At 56.6% G+C, this 18,415-nt stretch carries 15 protein-coding genes; 6 read left to right on the top strand and 9 right to left on the bottom strand.

Annotated elements, in window-relative coordinates; all coding sequences use genetic code 11:
• Positions 1 to 3 precede the first annotated feature (3 nt).
• A complete protein-coding gene (locus DG357_RS04285) occupies positions 4 to 1,686 on the top strand; it encodes a hypothetical protein (RefSeq protein ID WP_159087772.1) in 1,683 nt (560 codons plus the stop codon).
• A 213-nt stretch (positions 1,687 to 1,899) separates the two neighbouring features.
• Positions 1,900 to 2,286: a DUF3461 family protein gene (locus DG357_RS04280; protein ID WP_014168696.1), complete on the top strand. Its 387-nt coding sequence runs from the start codon at positions 1,900 to 1,902 to the stop codon at positions 2,284 to 2,286.
• 92 nt (positions 2,287 to 2,378) lie between these two features.
• Here the strand turns inward: DG357_RS04280 and cdaR are convergent, their stop codons facing one another.
• The 3 genes from cdaR to dgt form a co-directional block, all read right to left on the bottom strand.
• A complete protein-coding gene (cdaR, locus tag DG357_RS04275) occupies positions 2,379 to 3,536 on the bottom strand; it encodes a DNA-binding transcriptional regulator CdaR (RefSeq protein ID WP_032644978.1) in 1,158 nt (385 codons plus the stop codon).
• Between the two features lie 146 nt (positions 3,537 to 3,682).
• Positions 3,683 to 5,119 carry a serine endoprotease DegP gene (gene degP / locus DG357_RS04270; protein WP_028015572.1) on the bottom strand — a complete coding sequence of 479 codons (1,437 nt, stop codon included), beginning with the start codon at positions 5,117 to 5,119 and terminating at the stop codon, positions 3,683 to 3,685.
• A gap of 131 nt (positions 5,120 to 5,250) precedes the next feature.
• A complete protein-coding gene (gene dgt / locus DG357_RS04265) occupies positions 5,251 to 6,765 on the bottom strand; it encodes a dGTPase (RefSeq protein ID WP_028015571.1) in 1,515 nt (504 codons plus the stop codon).
• A gap of 82 nt (positions 6,766 to 6,847) precedes the next feature.
• On the opposite strand from dgt, the gene mtnN reads away from it, so the two are divergent.
• Genes mtnN through DG357_RS04250 form a run of 3 tightly spaced genes read left to right on the top strand, consistent with a single transcriptional unit; the run spans position 6,848 to position 8,984 of the window.
• Positions 6,848 to 7,546: a 5'-methylthioadenosine/S-adenosylhomocysteine nucleosidase gene (gene mtnN / locus DG357_RS04260; RefSeq protein ID WP_028015570.1), complete on the top strand. Its 699-nt coding sequence runs from the start codon at positions 6,848 to 6,850 to the stop codon at positions 7,544 to 7,546.
• Complete coding sequence (btuF, locus tag DG357_RS04255; RefSeq protein WP_088204388.1) at positions 7,539 to 8,339, top strand: vitamin B12 ABC transporter substrate-binding protein BtuF; 801 nt, start codon at positions 7,539 to 7,541, stop codon at positions 8,337 to 8,339. The genes mtnN and btuF overlap by 8 nt, the downstream gene beginning before the upstream one ends.
• Positions 8,340 to 8,360: 21 nt before the next feature.
• The gene (locus DG357_RS04250; protein ID WP_028015568.1) at positions 8,361 to 8,984 is read left to right on the top strand and encodes a TRIC cation channel family protein; all 624 of its coding nucleotides are present in this window, start codon (positions 8,361 to 8,363) and stop codon (positions 8,982 to 8,984) included.
• A gap of 58 nt (positions 8,985 to 9,042) precedes the next feature.
• On the opposite strand, the gene erpA is transcribed toward DG357_RS04250, so the two are convergent.
• Positions 9,043 to 9,387 carry an iron-sulfur cluster insertion protein ErpA gene (gene erpA / locus DG357_RS04245; protein WP_008501923.1) on the bottom strand — a complete coding sequence of 115 codons (345 nt, stop codon included), beginning with the start codon at positions 9,385 to 9,387 and terminating at the stop codon, positions 9,043 to 9,045.
• 79 nt (positions 9,388 to 9,466) lie between these two features.
• Positions 9,467 to 10,867 (bottom strand): H(+)/Cl(-) exchange transporter ClcA, encoded by a 1,401-nt coding sequence (gene clcA, locus DG357_RS04240; protein WP_041911200.1) that lies wholly within the window; start codon positions 10,865 to 10,867, stop codon positions 9,467 to 9,469.
• 177 nt (positions 10,868 to 11,044) lie between these two features.
• Here clcA and hemL point away from each other — a divergent pair, with 177 nt between their 5' ends.
• On the top strand, positions 11,045 to 12,325 hold the full coding sequence (gene hemL, locus DG357_RS04235) for a glutamate-1-semialdehyde 2,1-aminomutase (RefSeq protein WP_041911201.1): 1,281 nt from the start codon (positions 11,045 to 11,047) through the stop codon (positions 12,323 to 12,325).
• A gap of 84 nt (positions 12,326 to 12,409) precedes the next feature.
• On the opposite strand, the gene fhuB is transcribed toward hemL, so the two are convergent.
• Genes fhuB through fhuA form a run of 4 tightly spaced genes read right to left on the bottom strand, consistent with a single transcriptional unit; the run spans position 12,410 to position 18,382 of the window.
• A complete protein-coding gene (gene fhuB, locus DG357_RS04230; RefSeq protein WP_047367358.1) occupies positions 12,410 to 14,392 on the bottom strand; it encodes a Fe(3+)-hydroxamate ABC transporter permease FhuB in 1,983 nt (660 codons plus the stop codon).
• Positions 14,389 to 15,279: a Fe(3+)-hydroxamate ABC transporter substrate-binding protein FhuD gene (gene fhuD / locus DG357_RS04225; protein WP_088204387.1), complete on the bottom strand. Its 891-nt coding sequence runs from the start codon at positions 15,277 to 15,279 to the stop codon at positions 14,389 to 14,391. Before fhuD ends, fhuB begins: the two co-directional genes overlap by 4 nt.
• Positions 15,279 to 16,076 carry a Fe3+-hydroxamate ABC transporter ATP-binding protein FhuC gene (fhuC, locus tag DG357_RS04220; protein WP_028015563.1) on the bottom strand — a complete coding sequence of 266 codons (798 nt, stop codon included), beginning with the start codon at positions 16,074 to 16,076 and terminating at the stop codon, positions 15,279 to 15,281. The genes fhuD and fhuC overlap by 1 nt, the downstream gene beginning before the upstream one ends.
• A 50-nt stretch (positions 16,077 to 16,126) precedes the next feature.
• Positions 16,127 to 18,382: a ferrichrome porin FhuA gene (fhuA, locus tag DG357_RS04215; RefSeq protein WP_045259489.1), complete on the bottom strand. Its 2,256-nt coding sequence runs from the start codon at positions 18,380 to 18,382 to the stop codon at positions 16,127 to 16,129.
• Between the last annotated feature and the right edge of the window lie 33 nt (positions 18,383 to 18,415).

Here is an 18,415-nt window from a genome sequence, read left to right as displayed (position 1 = left end):
CGGATGACAAATCTTAATGCACATCTCGCCAGAATGAAAAAGCTGCAACAGGTGCGGAATGCCCCTGCGCTAAAATCCGTGGCGACGGCGTCCGCCATCGAAGCTCATCTGACCGGAGAAGTCGATGCTGCATTTATAAAGGGGTGCGATACCGGCAGCATTTACCACGAAGCGATCATGGGGGCCAACCTGACGGTCAGCAACGACGACGTTATGGCCCGCCTGGACGTAATCTCAACGGGCAGCGCCATCGACAATATCCTCGAACCCGTGTTTCTCAGCCTGCTCGACGGCACAATGCGCGCCTGCAATATCGGCACCCGACAAGGTGTTACCCCGTCCCGCCTGTACCAGGAGTGCCGGGCGTTCAGCTACGAAGCGCCCGAAAGAAATGCCTTTATGCTGGATAACTACAGCGAGCACTTGAACGAGCGTCAAAACATTGACCGTTTTTCTGAACAATCGTCGTTTAACGGCGGCGAAATGACGCGCAACAACGACTCTCTGAACATGCGCGATGGTGCAAAAATGAAGGCCCGTAAAGAGAACCATTTCTCCGATAATCTGCGCGCTGAGGATGAATATGGTAACGGCACGATCTACCAGTACAAAAAACATGCGAAAAGCGAGGGAGAGCAGAAGCAGGCTGCCGAAGTCGATCATGTCGTCTCCTGCGCCGAAGTATGCAACAACCTCAAAAGCAACAAGGCTCTGAAGCTTGATGACATCAAAAATATTCTCAATATTGACGAAAATTATGCTGTTACCAGCATGCAAAATAACCGTGGCGAGAAAACCGGTAAGTTCGCTAAAACCCGCGAAGAACTCCAGCAGGAGATCGATCAGGGCTTTGTAGTTGTCAAAAAAGGGAAAAAAGATGTCGCACATCCGCTGACAGAAGAGGAAATCAAAACGCGGCAGGTGATGGTCGAGAAAATGGACATCGCGCAGCAAACGATGGATACCAAAACCAATGAAACCGTATTTGATAATATCCGCAAGGATCGCGACGTCCAAAAAGTTCTGGCGAAAGATGCGGCCCAGGCATCAGGTCATCAGTCGCTGGGCGATCTCATTCTCTTCATTATCAAGCCTCTTTACTATGAGCTGCGCAGCTGTTTAACGCACGGTATTGAAGCTGGCGTAGGTGCGAGCGATTTTTCGCAGGCTCTGTCGATTCGTCTTGGTCGCATGAAAGATCACATTCTCAAAAACGCTGTTGTTTTATTAAAAGATGTTGCCGTCGGCTTTATTAAAAACTTCGTGTCGATGCTGCTGGAAGGGATGGTTAACTGCTTCGTTGGCGTGTTTAAAAACATCATGCGGATGGTAAAAGAAGGCTTTAAGGTCCTGATGCAGACGGTACCGATCCTCAGGGATAAACACAGCAGTATGGCCCAAAAAGGCGATGCCATTCTTAAGCTTGTAGCAGGTTCTCTTTCCATCTTTGCGGCTATTGGCCTTGAGTCATGGCTCAGCGGCCTTGGTCTACCAGGACCGCTCCCCATTTTACTCTCATCGGTCCTGACCGCCGTGATTACGGCGCTGGTGATGTTCCTGCTGGATAAGCTCGATCTGTTCGGCGTCAATCAGGCAATCAAAAAACAGCGGATCGACGAACTGTTGGAACAGGAAATTACCACCACGGAAAGCGAAATGCTGGCCTCCATCGCCTTACTGCGCTAGCGCTCAGATCGTCAGGTTTTGGTATTAAATTGATTTCCACTTGACGTAGTCGTTAAAAACAACAATAAACGAGTGGGGGCAATGCACCTTCCCTGCCCGGTAATTTCAGTGAAATGTAATCAGGATCGACCCCGCTTTTTTTGTATATGAGGGTGGCAAAAAGGAATTTTTTCATTAATTATTCAAAGGTTATGTTGAGATAAGGGTACCGCTATGTACGATAATCTGAAAAGTCTGGGCATTACCAATCCTGATGAAATCGATCGTTACAGCCTTCGCCAGGAAGCCAACAACGACATTTTAAAAATCTATTTTCACAAGGATAAAGGAGAGTTTTTCGCCAAGAGCGTGAAGTTTAAATATCCACGCCAGCGTAAGACCGTCGTCGCTGACGGCGTAGGACAAGGGTACAAAGAGGTGCAGGAAATCAGCCCTAACCTGCGCTATGTGATCGATGAACTCGATCAGATTTGCCAGCGCGATCGCACCGAAGTCGATCTCAAGCGTAAGATCCTCGACGATCTGCGTCACCTTGAAAGCGTTGTCACCAACAAGATCAGCGAGATTGAAGCGGATCTTGAGAAATTAACGCGGAAATAAAAGCAAAACGGCAATCCCTGATTGCCTTTTTTAGTGTTTGCGCCCTCTCCCCGTGGGAGAGGGATGGGGTGAGGGCACCAGACCGCACTCAGTCATCTCTGTTCGTCCAGTTGCAAGGCGACATAGAGCAGCAGCCTGTCGTCAAAGTTCCCCAAATCCAGCCCCGTCAGCTCCGAGATCCGGTTTAGCCGGTACTCAAGCGTATTGCGGTGAATAAACAGCGCTTTTGAGGTCGCCAGCGGTTGCACATTATGGCGAAACCACGCCTGCAGCGTCCGGCGCAGCAACCCATTGTTGTCCATCGCCTTCAGGCGCGCTAATGGCCGCGCCAGCTCATTGGCCTGCCAGCCGCCGCGCAGGCTGTCGAGCAGCACCGGCAGCATCAGATCCTGATAGAAATAACTGCGGCTCTCCGGCATCCGCTGCTTGCCCACCATCATGGTGGTGCGCGCGGTACGCCAGGACCGGGCGATGCTGCCCGGCCCGGTAAAGTAATTGCCCAGGGCAACGCGAAAACGCAACTGGCCGTTCTCCTGCATACGGGAAATAAGCAGTTCCACGCGACGGCGATGGTCCTCAGCATCCCAGCGGCCGAACGCATTGAGCGCGGGTTTGAGTACTACCATTTCCGTCAGCGAGACGATCGCCACCAGGTTGTCGCGCTCCGGCGTCGCCAGCGCATTTTGCAGCTGCTGCAGCTCGGCCATCGCGCTGTCTACGCCAAGCTGTCCGCTATCGACCTCAATCACCGCCACCACGCGCGGCTGGTTCAGATCGATCCCCAGACGCTGCGCCCATTCGCTGAGTGCAGGCGTATGTTCTTCCGCCTGAATCAGGTTCATCACCAGCTCTTCACGTAAGCGGCTGTCCTGAGCAAGAAGATGCATCAGACGCGACTGCTCCAGCATCATTTCCGCCGTCATGCAGACCAGCTCGCCGTATTTACGCAGGGATTCCGGTTCGCCCGTCAGGCCGATGACGCCAACAATTTCCCCTTCCAGACGCAGCGGCAGGTTGATCCCCTGACGCACGCCGTGCAGGTGTTTCGCTACCGCATCATCGATATCAACCACGCGGCCCTGAGAGAGCACCAGCAGGGCTCCTTCGTGCAATTCCCCAATACGCTCGCGATCGCCGCTGCCAATAATGCGCCCGCGGGCATCCATTACGTTGATATTGGTATCAATGATGCGCATGGTGCGCGCCACGATATCCTGCGCCATTTTGGTATCAAGATGCCAGCCAGCCATGTAACCCTCCTGTGAGCAGAGCTCAAGCATAGGGAAGTTCAGCAGCGACTGCATTGTGCGAATGCACAAAGTGAAAGGGGGAAGTATGGAGTTGCGGTAGGCGTCACAGAAACGAGAAAGCCCCTGCGTACAGGGGCTTAAGAGAATTACTGCATCAGCAGGTAAATTGAGGTGTCACCGCGCTGGATATTCAGCGCCAGCACGGACGGTTTGCTGTCGAGAATTTTGCGCAGTTCAGCGATGTTTTTCACCGGTTGCTGGTTAGCCCCCATGATCACATCGCCTTTTTTCAGGCCGATACGGGCAGCAGGTGAATTTGCTTTCACGTTGTTCACCACCACGCCTTTGTCCTGGCCCTTGTTACTCATCTCTGCGCCTTCAATTCCGCTGAAGATGGTGCTGGAGTCCACCTGATTCTGGCTGCTCTGCTGCAGCTCCAGGCTTACGTTAACCGGTTTGCCGTCACGCAGCAGGCCAAGGGTCACTTTGCTGCCAATTGGCATCGAGCCCACTTCCGCACGCAGGGCGGCAAAGCTGCTGATCGGTTTACCGTTCAGAGAGGTGATCACATCACCCGCTTTAATGCCCGCCTTCGCTGCAGAGGAGTTCGGCATAACCTGGCTGACGAACGCACCGCGCTGCGCATCCACCTTCATCGCTTTCGCCAGCTCGGAGTTCAGCTCGGTACCCATAATACCCAGCTCACCGCGTTTCACCTGGCCGTACTGCACCATCTGAGCAGTCAGGTTTTTCACCATGTTGCTCGGGATAGCAAAGCCGATACCGATGTTGCCGCCGTCCGGCGCCAGAATAGCGGTGTTGATACCGATCAGCTCGCCGTTCAGGTTCACCAGCGCACCGCCGGAGTTACCACGGTTAATGGCCGCATCCGTCTGGATGAAGTTTTCATAGTTTTCCGCATTCAGGCCGCTACGGCCCAGCGCAGAGACAATACCGGAGGTCACGGTTTCACCCAGACCGAACGGGTTACCGATAGCGACGGTGTAATCGCCCACGCGCAGCGCGTCGGAGTCGGCAATTTTAATCGCCGTCAGGTTCTTCGGATCCTGAATCTGGATCAGCGCGATGTCGGAGCGCGGATCTTTACCCACCACTTTAGCATCGAATTTACGACCATCGCTCAGCTGAACTTTAATGGTGCTGGCGTTATCCACAACGTGGTTGTTGGTGACCACGTAGCCTTTTGCGGCATCAATAATCACACCGGAACCAAGCGCCATGAATTTCTGTTGCTGGCCGCCGCCCTGGCCGTCATCCCCTGCGCCACCGCCCTGACAGAACGGAGAACTCTGGAATGGCGAACCGTCCTGGCAGAACGGTGAATTGTCACCGAAGAACTGCTGGAAGTTACGCGGCATGCGCGGCGTATTGACGGTCGTGCTGCCCTCAACGTTAATACTCACCACCGATGGCATCACTTTTTCGAGCATCGGTGCCAGGCTTGGCATCTGCTGCGCGGTTGCTGCCGACGACGCGGTCTCGGCTGCAGTAGCAGTCAGAGGAGACAGCGCTAAACCTAAACTCAGAGCCAGTGCACTCATTGCTAATGTGGTTTTTTTCATGTTTCTCAATCTCGATTTACAGGTAACGCAAAATTGCTGTGTAACTCAGATTCATTTTATACCGCTTAGTTCCGGCCATAAGTTTATGGAAAAGGTAAAAATTTATTGGCCTTCTTTACAAAACTCCGGAATTATTCCACGGCCATGAGCTTGCGGTATTCATCCCAGGCATACAAATCGGTCATGCCGCTGATATAGTCCTGGATTAGACGGCAGCGATAATAATATTCCATCACCGGCCATTCCAGAGCGTGGCGATCCAGCTTACCCATCGCTTCGACATACGCCAGCCGATGGCGGGTAGAAAGTTTCTGATAAAGCCGGGATTCGATAGGAATTCGCCGCACGCGTTCTTTTTCCACCAGCTCGCTAAACTCCTCGACGGAGAGTTGAAGCAACGGTGAATAAATTTCCAGTAATCCACTGATTACACGGTATCCCTGCAGTTCCAGCTGCTCGACATCAGGATGGCTGAACACATGCCGCATCGCCACATGTTTATAAAGCTCAAGGAGTTGGCTGAAACTGCTGTCATCTTCCAGCAGCGCATGATTGAATTCCCCGCTAAAGATTTGCGGCAAATTATCAATAAAGCGCGAGGCGGCATACGGCACCAGTTTATTTAATGTATTGACCCGCAAATACATAAAGAACTGATCTTCCGTACTGCGGCTCAACGTATTTGAGCGCGATTTTTCCCAGGCATTTTCGACTACCTGCGCAAACAGCGATCCTTTTTCATGGGTTCCCCATGCCGCATAAAGATGCTGATAAAGCTCCTCGACGCTGAATATTCTTTTCTCAACGGCATCTTCCAGGTCAGCCACGCAATAGGAAATATCGTCGGCGGCTTCCATAATCCACGTCAATGGGAATCGGCCGTTTGGCGTCAGGGATAGTTCTTTACGCAGCCGTTCTATATAGGCCTCTTCGGAAAGGTAATAGCCCGGTTTTTTCATTAAATAGCTGTGGGATGCGGGCGTCTCCCCCATCCACCACGCGGGACGCGTATATTTCAAAATGCAGCCAACCTGCGCCCAGGTCAGGTTCATGCGCATCAGGGAGTGCACCAGCCGGATCCCCTGCGCGTTGCCCTCAAAGTGACAGAGATCCTGGCGCACTTTGCGGCGCAGATCGTTCAGCCCTTCTTCGCCTTCACGCAGGCGTAAATCGCGCACGATGCAGCGGTCATCGCTGAGTGGCTGGCTTGCCGCATCCGACGGATAAAGCCGTTGTTTAAACCAGTCATTAATAGCCGCCTCGCCAAAATGGCCAAAAGGCGGGTTGCCGATGTCATGCATCAGGCAGGCCATCTCAACGATGCTCTCGAAAGGCCCCGTCAGCTCATCCAGGCCATAGGTTTCCAGTAAACGCTGCTCTTTGAGGCGGCTTAAAATCTCTTTGGCAATATAACGCCCGACCTGCTGCACTTCCATGGAGTGGGTTAAGCGCGTGCGCACCGCCGCGTTACGCTCCAGCGGGAATACCTGGGTCTTTTGCTGCAGACGCCGGATGGCGGGCGAGTTAATAATCCTGCCGCGATCGCTTTCGAAGATGCGCAGGATCTCATGTTCGCTCTTTTCGCCCTGCGGCGAACGGAAACGTCGGTGCCAGTTAATTTTGGTACGAAAATCGATTGGTGACATGTGCTCCCCCGCGTGAGAATGCGTTTCCCCTTAACCGCATGATAGACTATGCCTCTTAACAAGGCACATCGCGAGTAAATCTATGAAAATCGGCATTATTGGTGCAATGGAAGAAGAAGTTACGCTCCTGCGTGACAAAATTGAGAACCGTCAGACCCTCTCTCTCGGGGGTTGTGAGATCTACACCGGGCAGCTGAACGGTGTTGAGGTGGCTCTGCTGAAATCAGGCATCGGTAAAGTGGCTGCTGCGCTGGGTGCGACCCTGCTGCTTGAGCGCTGCAAGCCGGACGTCATCATTAACACGGGCTCAGCAGGCGGTCTGGCACCGACGCTGAAAGTGGGCGATATCGTTGTCTCCGACGAAGCGCGTTACCACGATGCTGACGTCACCGCGTTCGGCTACGAGTATGGCCAGCTTCCGGGCTGCCCGGCAGGGTTTAAAGCTGACGATAAACTGATTGCGGCGGCTGAAGCCTGCATTGCTGAGCTCAATCTCAACGCGGTACGCGGCCTGATTGTCAGCGGTGATGCGTTCATCAATGGCTCCGTCGGTCTGGCGAAAATCCGTCATAACTTCCCGCAGGCGGTTGCCGTAGAGATGGAAGCGACCGCGATTGCGCACGTTTGCCACAATTTCAGCGTACCGTTCGTGGTGGTTCGCGCCATCTCTGACGTGGCAGACCAGCAGTCTCACATCAGCTTCGACGAGTTCCTGGCCGTTGCGGCAAAACAGTCCACCGTGATGGTGGAACGCCTGGTGCAGAACCTGGCGCGTGGCTAAACGGTCTATCAGGGCGCTGGCCGCCCTGCTGCTGCTTGCACCGGCGTGGCTGTTCGCCGCGCCGCGTGTGATTACCCTTTCTCCCGCTAATACCGAACTGGCGTTTGCCGCCGGGATCACCCCCGTTGGCGTCAGCAGCTTTTCGGATTACCCCCCACAGGCGGCCGGCATTGAGCAAGTGGCAACCTGGCAAGGGATGAACCTTGAGCGCATTGTGGCACTTAAGCCGGATCTCGTGCTGGCCTGGCGCGGCGGTAACGCCGAGCGGCAGGTGAACCAGCTCACCTCGCTTGGCATCAAGGTCATGTGGGTTGACGCGGTAAGTATTGAGCAGGTCGCTCAGGCTCTGCGCGCCCTGGCCCCTTATAGCCCTGCGCCTCAAAAAGCCGAGAGTGCGGCGAACCAGATGCTCAGCGACTATGCCGCGCTGAAAGCCCAATACGATACGCCTGTTAAAAAGCGCATCTTCCTGCAGTTCGGCAGCCAGCCGCTGTTTACCACCGGAAAAGGCTCGATTCAGAACCAGGTGCTGGAAGTGTGCGGCGGTGAAAATATCTTTGCTGCCAGCCGGGTACCGTGGCCTCAGGTGAGCCGTGAGCAGGTTCTGGCGCGCCAGCCACAGGCCATCGTCGTGGTCGGAAATGCGAGCGAGATTCCTAAAATTAAACAATTCTGGCAGAGTCAGCTAAAAATTCCGGTGATCCCACTCAACAGTGACTGGTTTGAACGCGCCAGCCCGCGTATTATCCTCGCCGCAAAACAGCTCTGTGCCGCCCTGGCAGAGGGTCATTAACATACGTTCGAGGATTTAACGATGCTCGTTTATTGGCTGGATATTCTTGGTACAGCCGTTTTTGCTATCTCCGGCGTCCTGCTCGCCGGAAAACTACGCATGGATCCGTTTGGCGTGCTGGTGCTTGGCGTGGTGACCGCCGTTGGCGGCGGGACAATCCGCGATATGGCGCTGGCAAATGGCCCGGTGTTTTGGGTGAAAGATCCTACCGATCTTGTGGTCGCGATGGTCACCTGTCTGTTAACCATTGTGCTGGTTCGCCAGCCCCGCCGATTACCCAAATGGATATTGCCGGTGCTGGATGCCGTCGGTCTGGCCGTGTTTGTCGGTATTGGCGTCAATAAGGCGTTTAATGCGGGCACCGGCCCGATGGTGGCGATCTGCATGGGCGTGTTAACCGGCGTGGGCGGCGGCATCATTCGCGACATTCTGGCGCGGGAGGTGCCGATGATCCTGCGTACTGAAATTTACGCAACGGCCTGTATTGCGGGCGGCATTGTCCACGCGACCGCGTACTACACGTTTGCACTTCCGCTGGAAAACGCCGCGATGCTGGGGATGGTCGTGACGCTGGTGATACGTTTAGCGGCGATACGCTGGCACCTGAAGCTGCCGACGTTTGCGCTGGATGAAACTTCAAGATAGGCGTCGTTTATAAGCCCGGAGGCGCTTCGCTTACCGGGCCTACAATCCGCATTCAGGCTTAAATGCTGAACGAAGAACCACACCCGCAGGTGCTTGTTGCGTTCGGGTTGGTCACCACAAAACGCGAACCTTCCAGACCTTCGGTGTAATCCACCGAACCGCCCACCAGATACTGCAGGCTCATCGGGTCAACTACCAGCGCGACGCCCTGCTTCTCGATGGTCATATCGCCGTCGTTCACCTGATCGTCAAAGGTAAAACCGTACTGGAAGCCGCTGCAGCCGCCACCGGTAATATAGACACGCAGTTTCAGATCCGGATTGTCTTCGTCGGCAATCAGGGTTTTCACTTTGTTGGCTGCTGCTTCGGTAAACTCCAGCGGCACAGCTACGTCATCACTCATCTTATGCTCCCATGAATACTGCTATTGGGTAAAATTCACCCAATTCTTTTCGTCATTATCTAATACCCTGGTAATTCATTCAAGTATTCTGCGTGGCGGCCCGCTCCGCCTCTTGTTTTGCCAGGGTACGCGCGAGGATGGTGGAGTATAGCGGTTTTCCACCCAGGAATTGGGCTAATAGTGTCGCGCCGAGACAGGTAATGATCATTGGCAAAATGAGCTGGTAATTATCCGTCATCTCCAGCACCAGCACGATGCCGGTTAACGGCGCGCGCAGGGACGCGGCCAGCAGCGCCCCCATCCCGGCCACTGCAAAGGTGCCGGCGTCCAGGTGGTAAGCGGGGAAACCTGCCTCAGCCGCCATACCAAACGCGGTGCCGAGCAGCGTTCCCAGCGCCAGCATCGGGGCAAAAATTCCGCCGGGCGCGCCGGAGGAGAAGCACAGTACCGTCGTAATGACCCTGGAGAAAAACATAAACAGCAGCAAACCCACGCTGAAATTCCCGGCTGCGGCAATGGGAATCAGCCCGAAACCGCCACCCGCGGCATTCGGTTCGATAAAGCCGAGCACGCCACAAATGCCGCCCAGCAGGCCGCCCATCAGCACCCATTTCGTGGTATTGCCGCCGTGAACGCGCTGGAACATATCCTGAGCGCGTAAGATAAAGGTGTTAAACAGCGGGCCCACCACACCAAAAATCATGCCGAGGATCAGGTATAGCCACAGGGTGTTAACCGGTGCGTTGGTCAGTTTACCGACTTCAATCACCGCCCCTTCGCCATTAAAGATGCGAAAGACGATGCTCGACATAATAACGCCGGTAAACACCGCTTTAATGGAGATCAGGTTGTAGCGGAACTGCGCGCGCATCTCTTCGATGATAAACAAAATACCGGCCAGCGGCGCGTTAAACGCCGCAGAAAGCCCCGCCGCTGCACCGGTGGCCAGCAGCGTATGGCGCGCCTCGGCGCTGCGCATGCGGAACAGATCGCCCACCATGCGGCCGACGTTCCCCCCCAGCTGCACCGTTGGCCCTTCCCGGCCGAGCACCATCCCTGCGCCCAGCGTCCCCATGCCGCCAATAAACTTAACCGGGATCACCCGCCACCAGCGCACCGGGCGCAGCTCCTCCAGCGCGCCTTCAATTTCCGGGATGCCAGACCCGCCCGCCTCCGGGGCGAATTTACGCACCAGAAAATACCCCACCATGGCAAACAGCGCAGACAGGCCGAATGCCGCTACCCAGACCAGCCATTCGCGATCGGCAAAACCGGCTACGGTACCCACTCGCCAGTTGAGTACGGCATTAACCGCTTTTTCAAACGCCACGCCAACCAGCCCTGCAAGGGTACCCACCACGGCAGCGGCCAGCAGGATCGCCAGCGGCGTTTTATCGCGATTGAGCAGCCGCCGAATGCTGATTCGGTGCTGGGCGCGCGTAAACTGTTGTTCTTCAAAAGACGGGGAATCTGATTTCATGTCCTGTTCTTATTCGTCATACAAAAAGCCGCGAAGATTTTACCAGAGACCTTCCCTGCGACGCCTGAAAAATACTTAACAAATCTTAAAGCATTAACAGGCTAAAAATTTCATAACCTTCTGCGGATCACTTAGAATAGTGTGCTTAATCATTTTATACGAACCAGGAACGACGCCATGAGCAAGTCTGAAAACCTCTACAGTGCAGCCCGCGAGCTAATCCCCGGTGGCGTGAACTCGCCAGTACGCGCCTTTACCGGCGTGGGCGGCACGCCGCTGTTTATTGAACGTGCTGACGGCGCGTATCTGTATGATGTCGATGGCAAAGCCTATATCGATTACGTCGGTTCCTGGGGGCCGATGGTTCTCGGACATAACCATCCCGCCATTCGTAACGCGGTCATCGAAGCCGCACAGCGCGGCCTGAGCTTCGGTGCGCCGACCGAGATGGAAGTGAAAATGGCGGAGCTGGTTACCGAACTGGTGCCGACCATGGACATGGTGCGTATGGTGAACTCCGGTACCGAAGCCACCATGAGCGCCATCCGTCTGGCGCGCGGCTTTACCGGTCGCGACAAAATCATCAAATTCGAAGGCTGCTACCACGGCCATGCGGACTGCCTGCTGGTGAAAGCGGGCTCCGGCGCGCTGACCCTCGGCCAGCCAAACTCGCCTGGCGTACCTGCTGATTTCGCGAAGCACACCCTGACCTGCACCTACAACGATCTGAACACCGTTCGCGCGGCGTTCGAGCAGTATCCGCAGGAGATCGCCTGCATTATCGTTGAACCGGTTGCGGGCAATATGAACTGCATCCCGCCGCAGCCTGACTTCCTGCCGGGCCTGCGCGCGCTGTGCGATGAGTTCGGCGCGCTGCTGATCATCGATGAAGTGATGACCGGCTTCCGCGTGGCACTGGCGGGCGCCCAGTCTTATTATGAGGTTGAGCCGGACCTGACCTGCCTCGGCAAAATCATCGGCGGCGGCATGCCGGTCGGTGCTTTCGGCGGTCGTAAGGACGTGATGGAAGCCCTGGCACCAACCGGCCCGGTTTACCAGGCGGGCACGCTCTCCGGTAACCCAATTGCCATGGCTGCGGGCTTCGCCTGTCTGACCGAAGTGGCGCAGCCGGGTATTCATGAAACCCTGACGGACCGTACCACGCAGCTGGCAAACGGTCTGCTGGAAGCCGCAGAAGAAGCGGGAATTCCGCTGGTTGTTAACCACGTGGGCGGCATGTTCGGGATTTTCTTCACCGATGCGAAAACCGTGACCCGCTATCAGGACGTGGTGAAGTGCGACGTTGAACGCTTCAAGCGCTTCTTCCACCTGATGCTGGAAGAAGGCGTGTACCTGGCACCGTCCGCGTTCGAAGCGGGCTTTATGTCCGTGGCGCACAGCGAAGAAGATATCAATAACACCATCGACGCGGCGCGTAAGGTGTTTGCGAAGCTTTAAGGGCATTGCCGGGTAGCGCTAACGCTCACCCGGCCTACGATGTTCTCCCTCTCCCCGTGGGAGAGGGTATCAGGCCGCACCTGACTACCGACTCTGCTTTCTCAACAGATAGATAAAGTAAGGCGCACCGATAAAGGTCGACAGCAGGCCCGCCGGGATCTGATACGGGAACAGCACCATCCTTCCACACCAGTCGGCAAACACCAGAATGACCCCGCCCGTCAGGGCCGACATCACAATATGTGGCATCGTCCGTCGGAAACCCATCATTCTGGCGATATGCGGCGCCATCAACCCTACAAAGCTTAGTGGACCGATGGTCATGGTGGCGGTTGCCGTCAGACACGCCGCCAGCAGAAGAAGCGCGACGCGCGTTGGCGTCAGCGCTAAGCCAACCGCACGCGCGGTTTCGCCCCCCAGCGGCAGAATGGTCATCCATCGACGGCACAGCGGTACCATCGCCAGCAGCACGATCATAACGCTTCCTGACCAGGCAACCTGGCTGGCGGTGGCGTTGTACGTTGAGCCGGAAATCCAGGTCAGGATCTTCGCCATGCGCGGATCGCCGCTCGCCTGCAGCATCATCAGCAGCATAGTAAAGGCGGTGCTGAGCGCCATACCAGCCAACAGCATGCGGTGCGGAGAAAATCCGCCGCGGCCAGAGGCAACCAGAATAATCATCAGCGTGGCCGCCGCACCGATACTCCCGGCAGGCATCAGCCAGCCAAACGCATTGCCCGGCACCAGGAAGAGCATCAGCACCACGCCAAAGGCCGCGCCGGAACTGATCCCCAGCACTTCAGGGCTTGCCATCGGGTTACCGGTCAGACGCTGAATAATACAGCCCGCCACCGCCAGCATCACCCCGGCAATCAGCGCGGAGAGAATACGCGGCCAGCGCCACTGCAGCAGTTCGTTGAGTAAGTCACCCGTTGCCCAGTGCCAGCCTGCGGCATCGCGCCCAAACGCGAGGGCGGCAAACGAGGCGATAAGCAACACCGCCAGACCGGCAAGGCTGAACCACAGCACCGACTGACGTTCAGCGTAGACCTTATCACCCGCGTCCATCGCTGGAGCGCTGATGCTGCGCAGGCGCGGGAGCAGCCACAGCAGCAGCGGCGCCCCAATAAGCGCCGTTGCCGACCCGGTAGACACTTCCATCCAGACGCGCGCCAGCCAGAGAATGATCTGATCGGAAAGCCAGAGGATCAGCGCCCCGATCAGCGGCGCCAGCAGCAGACGTGCCAGAAGGCGACGCGCCCCGAGCATTTTCGCCAGCAGCGGCGCAAAGAGGCCGATAAACCCGATGATGCCAACCGCGTTAACCAGCAGAGCGCTTAACACAATCGCCAGCGTGAGCGCCGCCAGACGAGCCAGCGACAGCGCCAGCCCCAGGTTGCGCGCCACGCCATCATCCAGCCCCATCAGCGTCAGCGGGCGCAGCAGCAGCAGCGTGAGCACCACGCCGCCAAACAATTGTGGCCACAGGCGCTGGACGATACTCCAGTCGGTCTGGGTGAGCGTGCCGGTGCTCCACATAAACATGCTTTGCAGCTGGTCGTGGTGAAACAGCACCAGAAGCTGGTTGATCGCGCCGCAGTAGAGGCTGACGACCAGCCCGGCGAGGATCAGCGTGACCGGCGAGAGACGTTTTCCCCAGGCCACGCCAAAGACCAGCGCGCCCACGACGCAGGCTCCTGCCAGCGCGGCAAACTGCGAGGTTAATGCCCCCGGCAGGGTCCAGAGGGTGGTGATGGTGATCCCCAGCTGTGCCCCCGTCGCCACGCCCAACGTGGTTGGCTCTGCCAGCGGGTTACGCAGCACCTGCTGGAACAGCACGCCCACCAGCCCCAGCCCCGCCCCGACCAGCAGGGAGATGCTAAGACGCGGCAGCAGGCTGTAGTGGAACAACATCTGCTGAATATTGTCGATATCCGGAGCGGCAAACGCGGCCGCCCACTGCTCGCGCGGCAGTGCCGTGGAGAGGTTGAACCCGGTTAGCGCCAGCGCCGCCAGAAAAATCAGCCCCAGCAGCAGCGCCGGGAAACGGGCAATACGCGTACTCATGCTTTGCCCCCCATCACGTTGTCCAGCACGCGGGCAAAGTGCATTGCCGACAGCGTCGCGCCGTAAAACCATACCGCAGGGGCGCGCAGGAAGCGCTGCTCGCGCACGAACGGCATCGCCTGCCAGAGCGGGGTCGCCATCAGGGTTTGCATTTCACGCTCGTTGCCGTGGTCAAAGCACAGCACGTCGACGTCGCGAAACGCCGCCAGGCGGTCGATGCCCACGGCGGTGCTTCCCCAGAAAGTCATCTCGCCTTCCCAGGCGTTGCGAATGCCGAAGTTGTCGAGCACTTCCTGGAACAGGCAGTTCTTTCCAAAGACCAGCATATGGCGGGCATCCAGCAGCGTCACCATCAGCAAAGGCCGATCGCCACGGCGGGCAAAGCGCGGCTTAAGAGACTCAATCAGCGCGTCAAACTCATCGAGATGCTGTTTTGCTTCCGCTTCCCGGTTGAGGAACTGGGCCATCTCATGGATGGAATTTTTTGCCATGGTCAGCGGCTTTTTACCGTCGCTAAAGGAAAAGCCTCGTCCCGGCGCAATCTTCGCCATGATCTCTTCCGACGGGCCATACCCCGCAGACCAGAATAAATAAGACGGTTTCATCTGCGTGAGAAGCTCAAGGTTTGGCTCCGTGCGCAGACCGATGTCGATGACCGAGTCCGGCAGTTTTGGCTCATTCACCCACAGGGTGTAGTTGGGAATGTCGGCCACGCCGTAGGGCGTGATACCCAGGGCCATCATCAGCTCGACGGGTAACCACTCCAGCGCCACGATGCGGTGCGGATCGATAGCGGCGGCGCGGGCCGGGGCCATCTTCAACAGCAGCGGCGAGAGCGCCATGACCGTCAGCAGGCGACGGCGGCTTATGTATGTTGAATCCAGCATCAGTAGACAAAGCTCACGGGAGCAGCCCCGGCCGGGTGAGGCAAAATACCCATCGGAATACCGTAAATATGTTCCAGCGTTTCGCTGCGCATCAGCTCAGACGGCGTGCCCTGAGCGATCATTTCACCGCCGCGCAGCGCGACGAGGTAGTCACAGTAGCGCGCCGCCATGTTGATATCGTGCAGGACAGCGATCACCGTCAGGCCGCGCTGCTGGCTTAAGCGATGCACCAGCGCCAGCACGTCGACCTGATGGGCGATATCCAGCGCAGAGGTCGGTTCATCCAGCAGCAGGCAGCGGCTGTCCTGCGCCACCAGCATCGCAATCCACGCCCGCTGACGTTCACCGCCGGACAGACTATCCACCAGGCGATGCGCCAGCGGTTTTAGCCCTACCAGCGCAATCGCCTCTTCTACTTTCTCCCGGTCGGCGACGCCGAAGCGGCCAAGCGCCCCGTGCCACGGATAGCGGCCAATCGCTACCAGCTCACGCACCGTCATCCCTTCCGCCTGCGGCAGCTGCTGCGGCAAGTAGGCCACCTTGCGGGCAAAGGCTTTACTGCTCCAGCCCTCCAGCGGCCGATCGTCCAGCAGAATATCCCCTTCAGAAGGTGGCTGGTGGCGTCCCAGCATCTTGAGCAGCGTGGATTTACCGGAACCGTTGTGGCCAATCAGGCCCGTCACTTTACCGGCAGGAAACGTCAGAGAGAGCGGATGCAGCAGGGTGCGCCCGGGTACGCGAAAGGAGAGATTATTGAGCGTAAAGGTGGTGTCGGATTGCGTTTTATTATCCTGCATGTCAGCCAACTTAAATAAAAAGGGCACGGCGAACCGTGCCCATAAAGAGGTTAGAAGCGGAAGGTCGCGGTGGCGACAACCTGGCGTTCAGCACCCCAGAAGCAACCGTAGGTGTTGAAGCAGCTGGCAACGTACTCACGATCGAACAGGTTGTTCACGTGAAGCGCGACGTTTGATCCGGCCATGCCTACACGCGCCAGATCGTATCTGACCAGTGCATCAACCAGTGTATAGCTTCCAACAGTGAAGCTATTCGCCGGGTCACCTTTGCTGGAGCCGGTATAACGCACACCGGTACCCAGCGTCAGGCCAGACAGTGGGCCGTCAAACATCGTGTAATCACCCCACAGGGATGCCATATGTTTTGGCACCTGCGCCGGCGTGTTGCCTTTGTAGTTGGTGTCGGTGGTGTATTCCGCATCGGTATAGGTATAAGAACCGACAACGTTCACGCTGGCAGAGAGCGCCGCTTTCGCTTCCAGCTCTACGCCACGGGCGCGGATCTCGCCGCCTTCAACGGAGAAGGGTGAGCCAGTTGGGTCAGCCATCAGGTTGTTGGTTTTGGTCAGCTGATACACTGCACCGGTGATCACGATCGGACGATCGTTAGGCACGTATTTCACGCCCGCTTCGTACTGTTTGCCTTTAGACGGTGAGAATGGTTTACCTTGAGCGTCGGTCAGGGAAGCCGGTTCAAAGGATTCGCTGTAGCTGAAATAAGGAGTTACCCCGTTGTCGAACAGGTAGTTAACGCCGCCACGCCAGGTGAACTGAGTATCATCACGCTTGGCGGTGGTATTTAATACGCGGTTGTAGGACTCCTGATCGGCCCAATCGTAACGGCCGCCCAGTGTCACCAGCACTTTATCCCATTCGATCTGATCCTGAGCGTAAACGCCGGTCTGCTTCTGCTTGTTCAGCACCTGGTAAGCACCAGATGGTCCAGGGTGTGAACCGAAATCGAAATCGCCACGATCGAGATCGTAAATATCGGATGGCGCAACGGAGCCGGCATAGCCGAACCAGGAGTTAATGTCATTACGCATGCGCATGAAATCAACGCCTGTCAACAGAGTATGGTCGAGAGCCCCCGTCGCGAACTTGCTCTGAAGCTGCGTATCAACGGTGAAGTTTTGCAGCTTCTCGTCATCGATCACATACTGGCGAGTCAGCGTATGCCCCCATTGTGACTGAGGAATGCTCGCGCAAGGGCTGGATGCCGGATTACTCGAATAGAGCGGATCGGAACACATGCCGTAGCCGTAAACGCTGTTTTGCGAGGTTTTGTTCTCGGCAAAGCGCAGATTCTGACGCACGGTGAAAGTATCGTTGAATTCGTGGTCGAAGCTGTATCCCACCATTTTCTGGTTACGGGAATAGGTGTTGTTCTTCGCGCCTTCATTGAAGTTAGTCGGCAGACGATCGCCGTTTGGCAGCGGGTCAACCGTCCCCTCTTTTGGCAGCCAGCCGTAGTAGCCCGTTTCAGGCTCGTTCTGGAAGTAGGAGAGGAACGTGAAGGTGGTTTTGTCATCCGGACGCCAGGAGAAGGATGGCGCGATGGCATAACGCTGCTCGCCCTTATCTTCCTGCTGCGAATTGTTCGAGCGCGCAACGCCCGTCAGGCGGTATGAATAGACACCGTCATCGTCGATCGCATCGCTGAAGTCAAAGCCTGTCTGGAACAGGCTGTCGGTACCCACTTTAAACTGGATCTCTTTCAGCGGCTCGGTTGTTGGGCGCTTACTTACCATATTCAGCAGGCCGCCTGGGCTGCTTTTACCGTACAGAACGGAAACCGGACCGCGCATGATTTCGGCGCGCTCCAGCATGTACGGGTCAATTACCGCGTCGTTGTAGAAGTTCCCCTGCATTTTCATGCCGTCGAGGTAGTTGTTTTGGCTCTGGCCATCGGCCGCGAAACCGCGAATAACCAGGTAGTCGTAAGTATTGGAAGCACCACGGGTGCCTACTGCAACGCCCGGGGTATAGCTCAGAGCTTCTTTAACGGAACGTGGCTGATGCAGCGCCATCTCTTCGGCCGTTACCACAGAAATAGACTGTGGAACCTTTTGAATTGGGGTGTCTGTTTTGGTACCGGTCGCAGATTGGCGAGCGGCGATAGTCGCAGCAGGTCCCCAGGCACTCTCCTGTGCAGCAGGTGCAGCGGTAACGGTAATAGTATCTTCTTTTTTCGGGGTTTCGGCAGCGTGAGCAAATGCAGACATGCCGGCAACCGCTGTGGCTACGACAACCGCGACTTTACGCAGCGACGTGTTAATTGGCTGAGCAGTATTGGAAAGCGCCATGTTTATCTCTGATGGAAAAGTGAATGATAACGT

The organism is Enterobacter bugandensis (genome assembly GCF_900324475.1).
Classification (GTDB): Bacteria; Pseudomonadota; Gammaproteobacteria; order Enterobacterales; family Enterobacteriaceae; genus Enterobacter; species Enterobacter bugandensis.
This window is presented reverse-complemented; position numbering and strand designations above follow the sequence as displayed.